The following is a 15,735-nucleotide window of genomic DNA, read 5'->3' as shown; positions in this document are numbered from 1 at the left end:
CCCTGTTTCAAAGTTCGGTCGGCTCAGTCCTTGACCACCGAGATATCCGGCGCGTCAACGGCCTTCATGCCGATGGTGTGATAACCGGAATCCACGTGGTGGATTTCGCCGGTGACAGCCGTCGAAAGGTCGGACAGCAGGTAAAGCGCCGACTTGCCGACTTCTTCGATGGAAACGGTGCGCTTCAGCGGCGCGTTGTATTCGTTCCATTTCAGAATGTAACGGAAATCGCCGATACCGGAAGCCGCAAGCGTCTTGATCGGGCCAGCGGAAACCGCGTTGACGCGGATGCCGCGACTGCCGAGGTCTACCGCGAGATAACGCACGCTGGCCTCGAGTGCAGCCTTGGCCACGCCCATGACGTTGTAGTTCGGCATGACCTTCTCGGCACCGTAATAGGTGAGAGTGATGATCGAACCGCCATCATTCATGATCGGCTCTGCCCGCTTAGCAACGGCGGCCAGCGAGAAGACGGAAATGTCCATGGTGCGGTTGAAGTTGTCGCGGCTGGTGTCGAGATAACGGCCGGTCAGCTCGTCCTTGTCGGAAAAGGCGATGGCGTGCACGACGAAATCGATCTTGCCCCAATGCTTTTCCAGCCCGGCAAAAACCGCATCGATCGTCTCGAGGTCGGTCACGTCACAGTGGCCGGCCATGAAGGCGCCCAGTTCCTGCGCCAGCGGTTCAACACGCTTCTTCAGCGCGTCGCCCTGCCAGGTGAGCGCGATTTCCGCGCCCGCGTCCGCGCAAGCCTTGGCAATGCCCCAAGCGATTGAACGATTATTGGCGACACCCAAGATGATGCCGCGTTTGCCAGCCATAAGGCCGGATGCCTGAGCCATTGTATGCTCCCTGATACTTTCGATTGATCCTGCCTATGGCATAGGCTGCAATCCTGTTCAAGATTGCCGAGGATCATCTACTGTTAGGGAACGTAACAAAGGGTGCGTTGTCCCGCCTATTCGCAAAACTTTTACAAATAAAGGCCTTCGCGCATGTGGCGCATGAGGTCAGTCACCTTCTCGTCCGGCTTTTCGAGCAGGATGATGCGCAATTCGATGACGAGATCGCCATATCCACCCTTGCCGTCCGCAAGCCCCTTTTCGGCAAGCCGCAGCTCGCGATCGGAGCCGGACCAGGCAGGAATGGTGACGGTTTCCTCGCCAAGCGGCGTCCGGATACTCGTCTCGCAACCCAGAACCGCGTCACTGAGAGAGATTGGCAGGGTCGTATGAATATCGAAGCCGCGAAGGGAAAAGGCGTCGTCGCGTGCCGCCAGCAACGTGACGGCCAGATCGCCGCGCGCAATGTTCGGCAGCTTCAGCCCTTGGCCCTTTAGCCGCACCACATGACCGTCCGTCATGCCGGGTTCAAGCTGGAAGCGAACCTCGCGTTCGTCGGCAAGGGATACGGTGATCCATTTGCGCTCCAGAAGTTCGGTGACCGTAACGGTGGCTTCCGCCGTGATGTCAGGTGCCTTTTCCGGCGGCGTCTGCGGGGGGCGGAAGCGGCGCACGAGAGCGCTGAAGAGGTTGGCGGCGAGCGAAGCGGCTGCGGTTTCGCTTGCAGACGTCTGCGTGGTTTCGCCAGCACCGGGCGCATCGCCTTTAACGCCCGTGGCTGCGGCTTTCGCCGCTTCGGCTGCCTGCTGCACCTTGGGGTCGTTCTGCGCGTCTGCGCCGAAAATCCGCTCGACGATATCTTCGGCCGTTTCAGGTTTTGCATCGGCTTTCTGGCCGGTTTGCGCCCTGTTGCGGGCATCCGCACGGGCCAGTTCCTCCATCAGCTTCTCAGCGGCCCTGGCGCGCTCGGCGGCCTCGCGCGCCGCCTCCCGCTGCTGCATGATTGTTTCGCCGCGCTGCTTTTTCTCGGCCGCCTTGCGGGCCTGGTCGTAAAGATCGCGCTTTTTGGGGTCTTTCAGAAGATCGTAGGCCTGCCCGACCTCGGCGAATCGCGCCGACGCGTCAGGGTCATCGCGATTGGCGTCCGGATGGACGGTTTTTGCCTTCGTGCGCCAGGCAGCCTTGATGTCTTCGTGACGGGCGTCACGTTTTAAGCCGAGGATAGAATACGGATCGCGCATGCGAAACACCAATTACGTTGGCTCAGGCACGTGCAGCCGCTCATGGCGCAATCCTGAAACAAACCCCTCCGAAAAGGGATGCCTGCGATCATTCGCATGCATGCCCTCGGTTCAAACAACGTCGACTGTGGCAATAAGTTGCTAAGCAGTTGTTTACGGGGAATGCGCGCCGCCATGCGGCCGGATTAATTCCGCGCGCCAGGGTAAACAGTTTATTTCTGTTCGAAGCGGGTGAGTAACCATTCGCCGGTTTCCGACAGGCAGGCCTGTCCGGCATAACTCGCCACACCTTCGAAAGAGTGGCGTGTCGTCTTGAAATCGCGGCAGACGAAACCGCTGGACTTGTCTTCGTGAATGGTGGTGACGACACCAGCGCTGCCGGTTGCGGCATTGGCCCAGGGCAGGGGCTGTTCCGCGAGTTTGGTGAGATCCGCCGATGTGACCGCATTGCGGATGGTCGCGTCGTCGGTCTGCGGGTTATTATTGGGCTGGTTGGGAACAGAGGCGGTGGAGAGCGAGCGATCGACCTTGTCGCCGCCGAACAGGTCAAGGCTGACGCATCCGCTCAGCACCACAAGCATTGACACGATGGCGGAAACTTCCGCTATCGATGAAAGGAGGCCCTTTGTTCGACTGTTCGACTTTGCTATGACGGTCACCATCTTTCGCCAGAGATCATCTCTGGGGTCCAAATCAGCTCGGGAGCATTTTAGTCAATATGTCGGAAACGGGGTTAACATCCAGTGACTTCACTGAAGAAAATGAACCGTTCACGCTTTTTGCCGAATGGCTGAAGGACGCGACGGCCTCCGAAATCAACGATCCGAACGCGGTAGCACTCGCAACCGTCGATGAAAACGGCCTGCCGAATGTGCGCATGGTGCTGCTGAAGGACGTCGACGATCGTGGCTTCGTTTTCTATACGAATTTCGAAAGCCAGAAGGGGCGCGAGATCCTGGGCCAGAAAAAAGCAGCCATGTGTTTCCACTGGAAAAGCCTGCGCCGGCAGGTGCGTCTGCGCGGTGAGGTGGAGATTGTTACCGACGCGGAAGCGGATAGCTATTACGCCTCGCGTCCGCGCGGAAGCCGCATCGGCGCCTGGGCGTCCAAGCAGTCGCGGCCGCTGGAAGGCCGGTTTGCGCTGGAAAAGGCGGTTGCCGAATACACCGCGAAATATGCGATCGGCGATATTCCGCGCCCCTCCTACTGGTCCGGTTTCCGCATTCGCCCGGTCAGCATCGAGTTCTGGCACGACCGCAAGTTCCGCCTGCACGACCGTGTCGAATTCCGCCGCGAGACGCCGGATGAACCGTGGTCCAAGGTCCGCATGTATCCTTGAAAGCTGCAGGAGGCAGGCCGTCCTTGCCTGCCTATTTCAGCAGCGAATCAAATAGCGGCAGGCCGATGACGGCGGAAATGGCGATCAGGCCGTAGCAGATGCGCCTGAACGCCGCCTCGTCGGCAAGCCCGTGCAGCCGCGCACCGGCATAAAGACCCGCCCCGTAAAACGGCAGGGCCAGCAGGAAAAAAACAAAGACGTCAGCGGTGAACAGGCCACCAAAAAAATAGCTGGTGGCCGAGATCACGGTCGAAATCGCGAAATAGAGAATGACATTCGCGCGCACGAAAGCGCCCTTGAGGGCGCCGCCAAGCCAATAGGCGACGATGGGTGGACCGCCCAGTTGCGCCGCACCCGAAAACAGCCCGGCAACAAGCCCGGTGAACAGGGTGAGCGGTGTTTTCGGCCGGCCGCTGTAACGCCAGCCGGAAACGAGAAATAACAGCAGCACGACAACCACGATGGAAATGATCCAGCGCAGGGTGAGCGGATCCCCACCGGAAAGCAGCAGCGTTCCAAGCGGGACGCCGACAAGCGCACCGGCTGCCATGGTGAAGACTTCACGCCGGTCGGCCATGCGCCAGGCCGGCGGTATCATGCCGAGCGTCAAAACGCCGTCCACCACAAGAAGAACCACCGAGGCGATGCGCGGGCCGACAATGGCGCTTGCCAGCGGAATGAAGATGAGGGCCGCACCAAAGCCGGAAAAGCCGCGGGCAAGTCCGGCGAGAAAGGCGGCGCCCGCAAACATGGCGAGCAGCGTCGGACTATGCGCGATGATGAGAGCCGAGAAAAAATCGAGGAGAGGCATGGGTGACTGCATGGGTTTCGAATACCTCTTTATCCCGCATGCAGGCACCTGTCGCGGAAATTTCAGCTGATTATCGCACGATACGCTTTCGAATCGACGCCGCCGGAGAATCGTGATCAGAGTTGTATCTCAAGAACAAAGGATGAACAAATGCTTGCTGTCTTGATGCGCCAGTTTGAAGCTGCCTCACAGAAATACGCCGAGGAAAATGGGATCATCCGCGATCCCGACTGGTATATGCTGAAGCTTCGGGAGGAGGTTGGTGAGGTCACGCAGGCCTGGAACCGGATGACGGGGCGTGGGCGCAGCAAAGACAGAAGCGAAGAGGAGATGAAACTCGATCTTGCCGACGAAACCGCCGATCTCTTGGGCCACGTGTTGCTGCTCGCCCATTATAGCGGCCTCGACATCGAAGCATCGATAGAGCGCAAGTGGCGTTTTACACCATCGGTTTGACAGTTTGCGGGGAGGGACGCGACCCTAGCGCTGCGGCTCTGTCGCTGCCGCGATTATGAGAGCGAAACGATAGAGAGCAGAGCTGCGAGAATGGCGGCCACCGGTGTCATGACCTGCCGCAGGGTAATCTGAAATGCGCAAAGAGCGAGCGATATCATCGCCGCTCCGTTTGTGGATGTGCCGACAATTGAATTCGAGCAGGATCGGCCTGCCAGCCTATATGTGAGGCTCCATAAAGACCAATGGCTAAAGGCATGTGACGCGCCTTCATGCCTCTGATAACGGCGCCTGTTGCAGGAGGCCGGCAACCGCATGAAGGTCGGTTGAAACGGCAATGCATTTTTCCCGCATTTCCTCGGTCGGCGGCGCGACATCCGGCACCATGATCGTCATCATGCCCGCCGATGAGGCGGAGCGCACGCCGTGCCAGGAATCCTCCAGCGCCAGGCAACGGCCCGGATCGATGCCGAGACGTTTTGCGGCAGTAAGATATGGCATGGGCGACGGCTTCGGCTCCGAATAGTCGCCGCGGGCGACGATGGTATCGAAACGTTTGAGCAGGTCATAGGGGCCGAGATGACGCGTGACGGAATCGTGCCGCGAGGAGGTGGCGATGGCGCGGCGTATATCGAGCCTGTCGAGAAGATCGAGGATTTCGACGACGCCGGGTTTCAGCGCCACGCCTTCCGCCATCATCACGGCAAGATGCCGGAGCCAGGCGTCACGGAAGCTGTCGATCGGAAAATCCGCGCCATAATCGGCGAAAATGGTGCCGGTAATGACATCCCACGGGCTGCCGCAGACCTTCTGATAGGTCTCGACCCGCATTCCGTGACCGCCCTCATCTGACGCGGCCAGAAAGGAATCGCGATAAAGCGTCTCGCTTTCGATCAGCAATCCATCCATGTCGAAAACGACTGCATGCGGGAGAAAAGGCAGCATGGCGGCTCAACCGAACCGGAAGGGGCGTTCGCCGAGGCTTTCGAACGGGCGGAGCAGGTAACCGTCCGGATCGGCAACGATGAATTGCCGGTTACCGACCTCGACTGTGCCGCGCCTGTACCATTTTTCCTCTGACGGCAGGACAAGATCGATCGAGGCCCGCTCAAGCCGCGCGAGGATGGGCAGCAGGGAAGGAACGGCAAGTTGCAGATTCATGCCGCGGCCCAGCGGAAATTCAAGCGCTGCATTTTCCGCCACGAAGGTCCGGGTCGCACCGATCTGGTCGATCATCAGCTGCGCATCACCCAGCGCCAGATAGGCAAAGCCCTCTTCGGCGCGCTCATAAACCACATGAAAACCGATCAGGTCGCAATAAAAAGCGCGGCTTTTCTGCCAGTCGCTGACGGCTAGTTCCGGGACGAGGGCATTTCGTATGATGGTCATGGTCTCCTTTGCCGCGCAGGCCCGGCTATGGGAGGCGTGGCCTGCGGTAATGGGGCGATATTATCGTCTTCCGGGTGACTTGCCAGAGGAATCCTCATCATGGCAGCCATGTGCGGAGTTGTGGGCTGAAGCAGGTTCAACTTTTCGGCCTGTCACAACTTTTCTCACCTCATGCCGGACATGATCTGGCACCTAGTCAGCCCAAGTCCTTGGGCTGAAACGGCTCATCTCGCCAAGCGGACGCGGGTAGGCCGGATTCCGGCTCGAGGCCGGAACTACGCCTTCGTGCCGCCGACGGTGATCTGGTCCATGCGCAGATGCGGCTGGCCGACGCCAACCGGCACCCATTGCCCGGCCTTGCCGCAATTGCCGATGCCGGTGTCCAGTTTCGAATCGTTGCCGATCATCGAGACGCGCTTCATTGCGTCCGGCCCGTTGCCGATCAGCATTGCACCCTTCACCGGCGCGCCGATCTTGCCGTTCTCGATGAGATAAGCCTCGGTGCAGCCGAACACGAACTTGCCTGATGTGATATCCACCTGACCGCCACCGAAGGAAACGGCATAGATGCCCTTCTTGACGGAGGAGATGATCTCCTCGGGCGTCTTGTCGCCTGACAGCATATAGGTGTTGGTCATGCGCGGCATCGGCACATAGGCATAACCCTGCCGGCGGCCATTGCCTGTCGCCTTCGCACCCATCAGCCGGGCGTTCTGGCGGTCCTGCATGTATCCCACCAGCCTGCCGTTCTCGATCAGCACATTATAGGCCGACGGTGTTCCCTCGTCGTCGACGGTGAGCGAACCACGGCGGCTGTCGATGGTGCCGTCATCCACCACAGTAACACCCGGGGCTGCCACCATCTCGCCCATCAGGCCGGCAAAGGCCGAGGTTTTCTTGCGGTTGAAATCGCCTTCGAGGCCATGGCCCACAGCCTCATGCAGCATGACGCCGGGCCAGCCGGAGCCGAGAACCACATCCATGGTGCCGGCCGGCGCATCGACGGCGGTCAGGTTGACGAGCGCCTGGCGCAGCGCCTCGTCCGCACCGCGCTGCCAGTTCTCCGTGGTAATGAAATCGCCAAAGCCGACGCGGCCGCCAATGCCGTAGGAGCCGCTTTCCTGCCTGTCGCCTTCACCTGCGACCACGGAAATATTGATACGGGTCATGGGCCTGACATCGCTGACGCGATGGCCATCGGCGCGTAGAATATCCACTACCTGCCAGCTTGCGGAAATCGTCGCCGTCACCTGTCGGACATTCGCGTCTTTGTCGCGCAAATAGGCATCGATATCGGTGAGAAGTTTCACCTTCTCCTCGAAGCTCGGGCTGCCGATCGGGTTTTCGTCGCCGTAGAGCTTTTTGTTAGTGCGTTGTGGGGCTGCGGCATAGGAACCGGAATAACCTCTGGTCACGGCGCCGACAGCATCCGACGCTCGCTTCAGCGCAGCCTGCGACAGCTCGCCCGCATGGGCGTAGCCAACGGTCTCGCCGGCAACGGCGCGCAGGCCAAAACCCTGGTCGGTATTGAAGGAGCCGCCCTTCAGGCGACCGTTATCGAAGGTCAGCGATTCGGCCTGCGCATGTTCGATGAACAACTCGCCATCGTCTGCGCCGGTGAGTGCTTCCGCGACCAGCTTGCGCAACTGCGTCTCGTCGCAATCGAAGAGATTTACAAGGTCGTTGGTCATTGAAGGCTCCAGTCTTTATCGTTCCTTCGATTTAGGCACTGGAGCCGACAGACGCAAGGCTGTCTCTTTACACGAGGCTTCAGGGAAGCGCGTCGTAGCCTTCGGCAAAGCCGGTGAGCTCGATCGGAATACCGACACGATCCTGATCGACGGATTCACGCAGCGCGAAAACCGCGTTCTTGCCGGCGCGCAGAACCTTCAGTAGCTCGTCGTCAATATCGACCTCGACATAGCAGCCTTCGGAGAAGCAGCGGGTGAAATAGGCGCGGCCAATATTGTTGTTGTCGATATAAAGCTCCATGCCGTCCTTCAGAAGCACGCCAAGCGGTGCGAGGATACGCAGGATGCGCGACTTGCGGTCCGCGGTTTTCAGGACCACCACCGAAAGCCCCACTTCCGGGCGGTCGTCGGCAATCACGTTCTGCATCAGGGCGCATTGATCTTCGGATGCGCCTGCCGGCTTGTCGCAGATCACCGACCATGCTCCATGCGTCGACTTCGGCGTTCCGGGCGGCTGCTGTTGCGCCAGCGCCGCTGCGGCGGGAGCGATGATGGCAAGACCGGCGGCGGCAAGAAAAGTGCGCGCGAGCGGGGAAAGACGCATGGATACCTCTGGGATTCGAATCAGTGCGGCTATTTTGACGCCATAATCCGGAAAAAAAAGCCTTGGTACCTCAATTCCAGCCGAGTTGGGCGGAAATAGGACCTGTCGACAGGTGCAGGCGCCTGATTTGACCGTGCGGCAGCCGGTGCCTGGTGGCTCAAGCCTGCTGCAAAAGCGCTGCCAGCACGGGCTGCGCCGGATTTTGACCATTGCCAAGCGCACCTGAAATATCTTGCGGGATACGGGACATGGGAAACTCGGCTGCGACGAACAATGGTGAAATTGGCTGACATCCGTGTCCTTACGCATATTGCGGCAGAGGACAAACTGTGGTTTGAAGTTAGTACCATAAGCATGGATTCTGCGTCTGTAATTGATCAAGATCAGACGCGTGAGGGAGAGGGTACCGTGACGAATAGGATTTACGCAGCATTGGCGGGGATGACCTGTCTGCTCACGGCTGTCGGCGCCCACGCCGATCAGCCGGTGCATTGGCAAATGGGCATGCAGGAGGCCGCCACGCCGATCATGCACGAAATACGCTGGTTTGAACAATATACGCTCTGGTTCATTGTTCCGGTTACGCTTTTCGTTCTTGCGCTGCTCATTATCGTCGCCTTGAAATTCCGTGCAGCGAAGAATCCGGTTCCGTCCAAGACCAGCCACAACACCGCGATCGAAGTGGTGTGGACACTTGCGCCGGTTCTCATTCTCCTGTTCCTCGCTTTCCCGTCGTTCAATCTTCTGAACGCGCAGCTGACGCAGCCGGAAAACCCTGATCTGACGCTCAAGGCTACCGCCACGCAATGGCTCTGGAACTACGAATACAAGGCTGCCGAGGGCGCCGAGCCGCTCGCCTTCGACAGCTATCTGCTGAAGGAGCAGGATCGTGCAGCTGCAGGCAAGGAGGACAAGGCCCGCTACCCGCGTCTTCTCGCGGTAGACAATGAAATGGTCGTTCCGGTCGGCAAGACCGTTCGCCTTCTGGTGACGGCGGCGCCTACGGATGTCATCCACGCCTTCGCCATGCCCGCTTTCGGTGTTAAGATCGACGCCGTTCCGGGCCGCCTCAACGAAACTTGGTTCAAGCCGGAGAAGGAAGGCCTTTATTACGGCCAGTGTTCCGAGCTTTGCGGCAAGGACCACGCCTTCATGCCGATCGCCATTCGGGTGGTTTCCGAACAACAGTACAATGCCTGGCACGCCGCCGCCGCTTCAGATCTGAACGGCGCGAACCGGGCACTGATGGCCTCCGTCGATGGCGCTCCGCGCACGGTCGACGTTGCCGCCAACGAAACCAACTGAGACCTGGAGTGACGACAATGGCTGGACCTTCCGCACACGACGATCATCACTCGCATGGTCAATCCGCTCATGATGGGCACGCGCATGATGATCATTCGCATGATCATTCCCACAAGCCGGGCTTTTTCGCCCGCTGGTTCCTGTCGACCAACCATAAGGACATCGGCACGCTCTACCTGATCTTCGCCATCATGGCGGGCATCATCGGTGGTGGGCTTTCGGTTGTCATGCGTATGGAGCTGCAGGAGCCGGGCATCCAGATCTTCCACGGTCTGGCCTCCATGGTTTACGGCTTCGAGGGCGATGCTGCCATCGACGGCGGCAAGCACATGTTCAACGTGTTCACGACAGCGCACGCGCTCATCATGATCTTCTTCATGGTCATGCCGGCGATGATCGGCGGCTTTGCCAACTGGATGATCCCGATCATGATCGGCGCTCCTGACATGGCTTTCCCGCGCCTCAACAATATTTCCTTCTGGCTGATCGTTCCGGCGTTCATCCTGCTGCTCCTGTCGCTTTTCGTCGAAGGTCCGGCGGGCGGTTACGGCGTGGGTGGCGGCTGGACCATGTATCCGCCGCTTTCGACCAACGGCATGCCGGGACCGGCGGTGGATCTTGCGATCTTCTCGCTGCACGTGGCCGGCGCGTCCTCGATCCTTGGCGCCATCAACTTCATCACCACCATCCTCAACATGCGCGCTCCGGGCATGACGCTGCACAAGATGCCGCTTTTTGCCTGGTCGGTTCTGGTCACCGCATTCCTGCTGCTGCTTTCCCTGCCGGTTCTGGCTGGTGGCATCACCATGCTTCTGACCGACCGTAACTTCGGCACGGCATTCTTCTCGCCGGAAGGCGGCGGTGATCCGATCCTCTACCAGCACCTGTTCTGGTTCTTCGGCCACCCGGAAGTGTACATCCTGATCCTGCCCGGCTTCGGCATCATCAGCCACATCGTGTCCACCTTCTCGAAGAAGCCGGTCTTCGGCTATCTCGGCATGGCATACGCCATGGTCGCCATCGGCGCTGTCGGCTTCATCGTGTGGGCGCACCACATGTACACGGTCGGCCTTTCGCTGGAAGCGCAGCGTTATTTCGTCTTCGCAACCATGGTCATCGCGGTGCCGACAGGTATCAAGATCTTCTCGTGGATCGCGACGATGTGGGGTGGTTCGCTGACCTTCTCGACCCCGATGGTCTGGGCAATCGGCTTCATCTTCCTGTTCACGGTTGGCGGTGTTACCGGCGTCCAGCTCGCCAATGCCGGTCTCGACCGTTCGCTGCACGACACCTACTACGTCGTGGCGCACTTTCATTACGTTCTGTCGCTCGGCGCGGTCTTCGCGATCTTCGCCGGCTGGTATTACTGGTTCCCGAAGATCACCGGCTACATGTACAACGAGTTCATCGGCAAGCTGCACTTCTGGGTGATGTTCGTTGGCGTGAACCTGATCTTCTTCCCGCAGCACTTCCTCGGCCTTGCCGGCATGCCGCGTCGTTACATCGATTATCCCGATGCCTATGCCGGCTGGAACCTGGTGTCTTCCTATGGTTCCTATATCTCGGCCGTTGCCGTGTTGATCTTCCTCTTCGGTGTTTGGGAAGCCTTCGCCAAGAAGCGGATCGCTGGCAACAATCCCTGGGGTGAAGGTGCGACGACGCTCGAATGGCAGCTGTCCTCTCCGCCGCCATACCACCAGTGGGAACAGCTTCCGCGCATTCGCTGAATGCCGGACCGGAGTGCGCAGGCAGGGCTTGCGAACTCCGGAAGCTGAAAAGAGGGGATGGTGTGGGCTTATCCGCGCCGTTTCCCTTGAGGCGGACGGAGTCTGCTGCTGCGTGAGGCATTTTGTCCAAGCGAAGCTTTTCGTGCGACATGATAAAAGCCAAGTACTGCCACTATGAATGGGCAGACGCAGCAGGGCGACGGAACGGGCGTGGCGATATGCCAGGCGCATGGCATCGGGTCTTTGACCCCGGTGCTGCTCGTGCCGGAACGTTCGGACCAATGAATTGACGCACCGTGCACGCCGAAAACGACACTCTGTTTTCGGGCTGGTGCAAGGGATGCCGCGGCAAGCGGCATCTGAAGAAAAACAGGATACGAAATGACCGTCATCGACAATCGCGAAATGCTTGGCCTGGAAAGCTCCGAACTTTCGGAAGCCGGCGCGCGCGATTATTTCGAGTTGCTGAAACCGCGCGTCATGTCGCTCGTCGTCTTCACGGCGTTTGCGGGCCTCGTGCTGGCGCCGGGCCACATCAACCCGGTCCTCGGCCTCATCGCCATTCTCTGTATTGCCGTCGGTGCCGGCGCATCCGGCGCGCTCAACATGTGGTACGATGCAGATATCGACGCCGTGATGAGCCGCACCGCCAAGCGGCCGATCCCGTCCGGCCGCGTAGCACCTGGCGAGGCCCTGGCCTTCGGGCTGACGCTATCGGCCTTTTCGGTGGTCATCCTCGGCCTTGCGGTCAACTGGTTCTCCGCCGGACTGCTCGCCTTCACCATTTTCTTCTACGCCGTCGTTTATACGATGTGGCTGAAACGCTCGACACCGCAGAACATCGTCATTGGTGGTGCTGCCGGCGCTTTCCCGCCCATGCTTGGCTGGGCCTGCGTCACCGGCGGCGTCTCGCTTGATAGCGTCATTCTCTTCCTCATCATCTTCTTGTGGACACCGGCCCATTTCTGGGCGCTGGCGCTGTTCAAGATGCGCGACTACGGCTCCGTCGGCATTCCGATGATGCCGAACGTGGCGGGCGAGCGCTCCACCAAGAACCAGATGATCGTTTACGCGGTGCTGACGGCCGCAGTTGCGGTCGCGCCGTATTTCACCGGTCTGGCGAGCCTCGGTTATGGCATTTTCGCCGCCGTGCTGAGTGTGATCTTCGTTTACTGTTCGCTCGATGTCCGGCGCATGCCTGACGGTGACGAAAAAATGCTGCCCGCCAAGAAGATGTTCGCCTATTCGGTGCTTTACCTCTTCGCCATCTTCTCCGGCCTTTTGGCCGATCATTTCGCTCCGGCACTGAAAGCCGTGATTTCGGGAGTTTTTTGATGGAAACCGTGGAACTGAGCGCGGCGCAGAAAAAATCGAGGCGCGGGCGCAACGTCGCGCTCGGCGTCTTGCTCGCCGGTCTGGTGGTGCTGTTTTACGTCATCACCATCATCAAGATCGGTTCGCATTGACGGCCTGACAATGAGGGCATGATCGGAGGATAGGAGGGGGACATGGCGAATACTGGGGCAAATATCGGGGCAGACAAGGCAACCGCCGGCACGCAGCGGGTGAGCAATCGCTCCATCCTCGTGCTCTGTCTCGTGTTTTTCTGCGCTATGATCGGCATGGCCTATGCCGCCGTTCCGCTCTACAGCCTGTTCTGCCGCGTCACTGGCTATAACGGCACGACCCAGCGCGTCGAGCAATATTCCGACGTCATTCTCGACAAGACTATCAACGTCACATTCGACGCCAATACGTCGAATGGCCTCAACTGGGATTTCCGCCCGGTCGACAAGCTGGTCACGCCGAAAATCGGCGAGACGGTGCAGATCAATTTCAAGGCGACGAACCGCTCAGCGGTGGCAACCACGGGCACGGCGGTCTTTAACGTCACGCCCATGGAAGCAGGCGCTTATTTCAACAAGGTGGAGTGTTTCTGCTTCACCGAAACGACGCTTCAGCCGGGCGAAACGCTCGAAATGCCGGTGGTGTTTTTCATCGATCCGGATATCGCCACGGCGCGCGAAACGAAGAACATTCATACTTTGACGCTGTCCTATACGTTTTATCCGGCCAAAACCGAAAAACCGGTTGCGTCCTTGCCGGTAAAGACTGAATCTGGCGAAAGCAAATTGTGAGAGGAGACTCGGGCCTTTTGAGCAGGGCCGGGTCTGGGAAGAGATACCAGGGGATTGTCACACATGGCAGATACGCATCAGAAGAACCACGACTACCACATCATAGATCCAAGCCCCTGGCCGCTTCTGGCCTCGATCGGCGCCTTCATTCTGACCTTTGGCGGCGTCTGTTACATGCGTTACCTGTCGGCTGGCTCCTTCAAGCTGTTCGGCATGGAACTGGCCAATCCCTGGCTGTTTTATATCGGTCTCGTCATCGTGCTTTACACCATGTACGCATGGTGGGCAGACACGATCAAGGAAGCCAATGAGGGTAGCCACACCCGCGTCGTTTCGCTTCACCTGCGTTACGGCATGATCATGTTCATCGCCTCTGAGGTGATGTTCTTCGTGGCGTGGTTCTGGGCCTATTTCGATGCCAGCCTTTATCCGCACGAGGCCATTCAGGCGTCCCGCCTCGAATATACCGGTGGTCAGTGGCCGCCAAAGGGCATCGAGGTCATCGATCCCTGGCACCTGCCGCTCTACAACACCGTCATCCTGCTTTTGTCGGGCACCTGCGTCACCTGGGCGCACCATGCCCTGCTGCACAATGACCGCAAGGGGCTGATCACCGGTCTCGTCCTCACCGTTGCGCTCGGCGTCCTGTTCTCGACCGTGCAGGTTTACGAATACATGCACGCCCCGTTCGACTTCAAGAACTCGATCTATGGCGCGACCTTCTTCATGGCGACCGGCTTCCACGGTTTCCACGTTTTCGTCGGCACGGTTTTCCTGCTGGTCTGCCTGCTGCGCGCCATTGCCGGCGGCTTCACGCCGAAACAGCATTTCGGCTTCGAAGCGGCTGCCTGGTACTGGCACTTCGTTGACGTCGTCTGGCTGTTCCTGTTTTTCGCGATCTACATCTGGGGCGGCTGGGGCGCGCCGCTGGCGGAGTGATGCGGTTTGTTTTCTGACTCGGAGGGCGGCATCTGCCGCCCTTTGTGTTTAAACAGGCGGGCCGGACGGAGGTTTAACCGGCCCAAGGCGGGAGGCCATCATGTCTGAACCCGGAAACGGCGGCTTTGCGCCGGTGGACCCAATAAAAGTCGGGCTGAAGGGCTGCTGCCCGCGTTGCGGCAATGGCAGGCTGTTCGACGGCTTCCTGACCCCGAAACCCGCATGCAGTGCTTGCGGGCTGGATTACGGCTTTGCCGATGCGGGTGAAGGCCCGGCCGTCTTTGTCATGCTGATCGTCGGTTTCCTTGTCGTCGGGCTGGCGCTTTGGTTCGATCAGCGTTTTGCGCCGCCCGTCTGGGTGCATGTCATGCTCTGGTTGCCTTTTGCGGTGATCGTCTCCCTCGTGCTGCTGCGCAAGATGAAGGGCATCATGATTGCGCTGCAATACCGCAACAATGCAAGCGAAGGCAGGCTTGATCGTGAATGAGGTTTCCCACATGAAGGCGGCGGAAAGACGCATCTGGTTTGCCGCGCCGCTCGTCCTTTTGGCACTTGCCATCCTTCTCGGGCTAGGCACATGGCAGGTGAAGCGGCTTTACTGGAAAGAAGCGCTGATTGCCGATATCGAGGCGCGGCGCAACGCAAGTCCGGCCACGCTCTCGCAGATCGAGGTCATTGCCAAAAGCGGCGGCGAAATTGAATATCGCAGGGTCAACGTTTCCGGCGTTTTCGATCATGCCCGCGAGCGGCATTTCTTCGCCACCCATCAGGGCAGAACCGGCTATTACATCTATACTCCGCTGTCGCTTGCCGATGGCCGCATCCTCTTCGTCAATCGCGGCTTCGTGCCGTTTGAGATGAAGGAGGCAACGAAGCGGCCTGAAGGGCAGATTGCTGGCGAGGTGGAGATCAAGGGGCTGGCGCGCGCGCCGCTCGTTGCAAAACCGTCTTCCCTGCTGCCGGATAACGATATCGCCAAGAACATCTTCTACTGGAAGGATCTGGCGGCCATGGCGTCGAGCACCGATATCCCGCCCAACAGGCTGGTCAACCTGTTCGTGGATGCCGACGATACGCCGAACCCCGGCGGCTGGCCACAGGGCGGCGTGACGCTGATAGATTTGCCCAACAATCACCTGCAATATGCGATAACGTGGTATGGTCTGGCGGCGGCCCTTGTCATCGTCGCCGGTTTTGCCTATTTCCGGAACGGTAAGGCGCAAGGTGAATAACGCGCGCCCTGTCCGGTAAGGCTG

18 protein-coding genes are annotated in these 15,735 nt (G+C 59.4%); 10 read left to right on the top strand and 8 right to left on the bottom strand.

Going from position 1 to position 15,735, the window contains the following annotated elements; translation table 11 throughout:
* Nucleotides 1–23: 23 nt before the first annotated feature.
* The 3 genes from fabI to ACQZ5Y_RS02360 all read right to left on the bottom strand — a co-directional run bounded on the left by fabI (nt 24) and on the right by ACQZ5Y_RS02360 (nt 2,745).
* Nucleotides 24–842, bottom strand: coding sequence for an enoyl-ACP reductase FabI (fabI, locus tag ACQZ5Y_RS02370; RefSeq protein WP_003511762.1), 819 nt, complete (start codon nt 840–842; stop codon nt 24–26).
* A 131-nt stretch (nt 843–973) separates the two neighbouring features.
* Nucleotides 974–2,083: a DnaJ C-terminal domain-containing protein gene (locus ACQZ5Y_RS02365; RefSeq protein ID WP_025592658.1), complete on the bottom strand. Its 1,110-nt coding sequence runs from the start codon at nt 2,081–2,083 to the stop codon at nt 974–976.
* A gap of 212 nt (nt 2,084–2,295) precedes the next feature.
* Nucleotides 2,296–2,745: an RT0821/Lpp0805 family surface protein gene (locus ACQZ5Y_RS02360; protein ID WP_003511767.1), complete on the bottom strand. Its 450-nt coding sequence runs from the start codon at nt 2,743–2,745 to the stop codon at nt 2,296–2,298.
* Between the two features lie 56 nt (nt 2,746–2,801).
* On the opposite strand from ACQZ5Y_RS02360, the gene pdxH reads away from it, so the two are divergent.
* On the top strand, nt 2,802–3,422 hold the full coding sequence (pdxH, locus tag ACQZ5Y_RS02355; RefSeq protein WP_003511768.1) for a pyridoxamine 5'-phosphate oxidase: 621 nt from the start codon (nt 2,802–2,804) through the stop codon (nt 3,420–3,422).
* A gap of 31 nt (nt 3,423–3,453) precedes the next feature.
* Here pdxH and ACQZ5Y_RS02350 read toward each other — a convergent pair whose 3' ends face one another.
* Nucleotides 3,454–4,233: a TSUP family transporter gene (locus tag ACQZ5Y_RS02350; RefSeq protein ID WP_162736256.1), complete on the bottom strand. Its 780-nt coding sequence runs from the start codon at nt 4,231–4,233 to the stop codon at nt 3,454–3,456.
* 150 nt (nt 4,234–4,383) lie between these two features.
* On the opposite strand from ACQZ5Y_RS02350, the gene ACQZ5Y_RS02345 reads away from it, so the two are divergent.
* Nucleotides 4,384–4,689 carry a pyrophosphohydrolase domain-containing protein gene (locus ACQZ5Y_RS02345; RefSeq protein WP_174049222.1) on the top strand — a complete coding sequence of 102 codons (306 nt, stop codon included), beginning with the start codon at nt 4,384–4,386 and terminating at the stop codon, nt 4,687–4,689.
* Nucleotides 4,690–4,956: 267 nt separating this feature from the next.
* On the opposite strand, the gene ACQZ5Y_RS02340 is transcribed toward ACQZ5Y_RS02345, so the two are convergent.
* The 4 genes from ACQZ5Y_RS02340 to ACQZ5Y_RS02325 all read right to left on the bottom strand — a co-directional run bounded on the left by ACQZ5Y_RS02340 (nt 4,957) and on the right by ACQZ5Y_RS02325 (nt 8,370).
* The gene (locus tag ACQZ5Y_RS02340) at nt 4,957–5,631 is read right to left on the bottom strand and encodes an HAD family hydrolase (protein WP_003511772.1); all 675 of its coding nucleotides are present in this window, start codon (nt 5,629–5,631) and stop codon (nt 4,957–4,959) included.
* A gap of 6 nt (nt 5,632–5,637) precedes the next feature.
* Nucleotides 5,638–6,075, bottom strand: coding sequence for a bleomycin resistance protein (locus tag ACQZ5Y_RS02335; protein ID WP_003511773.1), 438 nt, complete (start codon nt 6,073–6,075; stop codon nt 5,638–5,640).
* Nucleotides 6,076–6,350: 275 nt separating this feature from the next.
* Nucleotides 6,351–7,766 (bottom strand): metalloprotease TldD, encoded by a 1,416-nt coding sequence (gene tldD, locus ACQZ5Y_RS02330; protein ID WP_003511774.1) that lies wholly within the window; start codon nt 7,764–7,766, stop codon nt 6,351–6,353.
* 79 nt (nt 7,767–7,845) lie between these two features.
* Nucleotides 7,846–8,370 (bottom strand): invasion associated locus B family protein, encoded by a 525-nt coding sequence (locus tag ACQZ5Y_RS02325; protein ID WP_003511775.1) that lies wholly within the window; start codon nt 8,368–8,370, stop codon nt 7,846–7,848.
* 441 nt (nt 8,371–8,811) lie between these two features.
* On the opposite strand from ACQZ5Y_RS02325, the gene coxB reads away from it, so the two are divergent.
* The 8 genes from coxB to ACQZ5Y_RS02285 all read left to right on the top strand — a co-directional run bounded on the left by coxB (nt 8,812) and on the right by ACQZ5Y_RS02285 (nt 15,711).
* The gene (gene coxB / locus ACQZ5Y_RS02320; protein WP_019564187.1) at nt 8,812–9,675 is read left to right on the top strand and encodes a cytochrome c oxidase subunit II; all 864 of its coding nucleotides are present in this window, start codon (nt 8,812–8,814) and stop codon (nt 9,673–9,675) included.
* 17 nt (nt 9,676–9,692) lie between these two features.
* Nucleotides 9,693–11,402 (top strand): cytochrome c oxidase subunit I, encoded by a 1,710-nt coding sequence (ctaD, locus tag ACQZ5Y_RS02315; protein WP_003511781.1) that lies wholly within the window; start codon nt 9,693–9,695, stop codon nt 11,400–11,402.
* Between the two features lie 381 nt (nt 11,403–11,783).
* Nucleotides 11,784–12,737, top strand: coding sequence for a heme o synthase (locus ACQZ5Y_RS02310; protein ID WP_019564185.1), 954 nt, complete (start codon nt 11,784–11,786; stop codon nt 12,735–12,737).
* Nucleotides 12,737–12,868 (top strand): hypothetical protein, encoded by a 132-nt coding sequence (locus tag ACQZ5Y_RS02305; protein WP_013635615.1) that lies wholly within the window; start codon nt 12,737–12,739, stop codon nt 12,866–12,868. Before ACQZ5Y_RS02310 ends, ACQZ5Y_RS02305 begins: the two co-directional genes overlap by 1 nt.
* Before the next feature lie 42 nt (nt 12,869–12,910).
* Nucleotides 12,911–13,540 (top strand): cytochrome c oxidase assembly protein, encoded by a 630-nt coding sequence (locus tag ACQZ5Y_RS02300; protein ID WP_003511786.1) that lies wholly within the window; start codon nt 12,911–12,913, stop codon nt 13,538–13,540.
* A gap of 63 nt (nt 13,541–13,603) precedes the next feature.
* On the top strand, nt 13,604–14,479 hold the full coding sequence (locus tag ACQZ5Y_RS02295; RefSeq protein WP_003511788.1) for a cytochrome c oxidase subunit 3: 876 nt from the start codon (nt 13,604–13,606) through the stop codon (nt 14,477–14,479).
* Nucleotides 14,480–14,579: 100 nt separating this feature from the next.
* Nucleotides 14,580–14,966 carry a DUF983 domain-containing protein gene (locus ACQZ5Y_RS02290; protein ID WP_019564184.1) on the top strand — a complete coding sequence of 129 codons (387 nt, stop codon included), beginning with the start codon at nt 14,580–14,582 and terminating at the stop codon, nt 14,964–14,966.
* A gap of 10 nt (nt 14,967–14,976) precedes the next feature.
* Nucleotides 14,977–15,711, top strand: a complete 735-nt coding sequence (locus tag ACQZ5Y_RS02285) for an SURF1 family protein (RefSeq protein ID WP_174049361.1) — start codon at nt 14,977–14,979, stop codon at nt 15,709–15,711.
* The last annotated feature ends 24 nt before the right edge of the window (nt 15,712–15,735 follow it).

Source organism: Agrobacterium sp. A3-95, assembly GCF_053521785.1.
The sequence above is the reverse complement of the archived record's forward strand: the minus strand, read 5'-3'. Positions and strand labels throughout refer to the sequence as shown.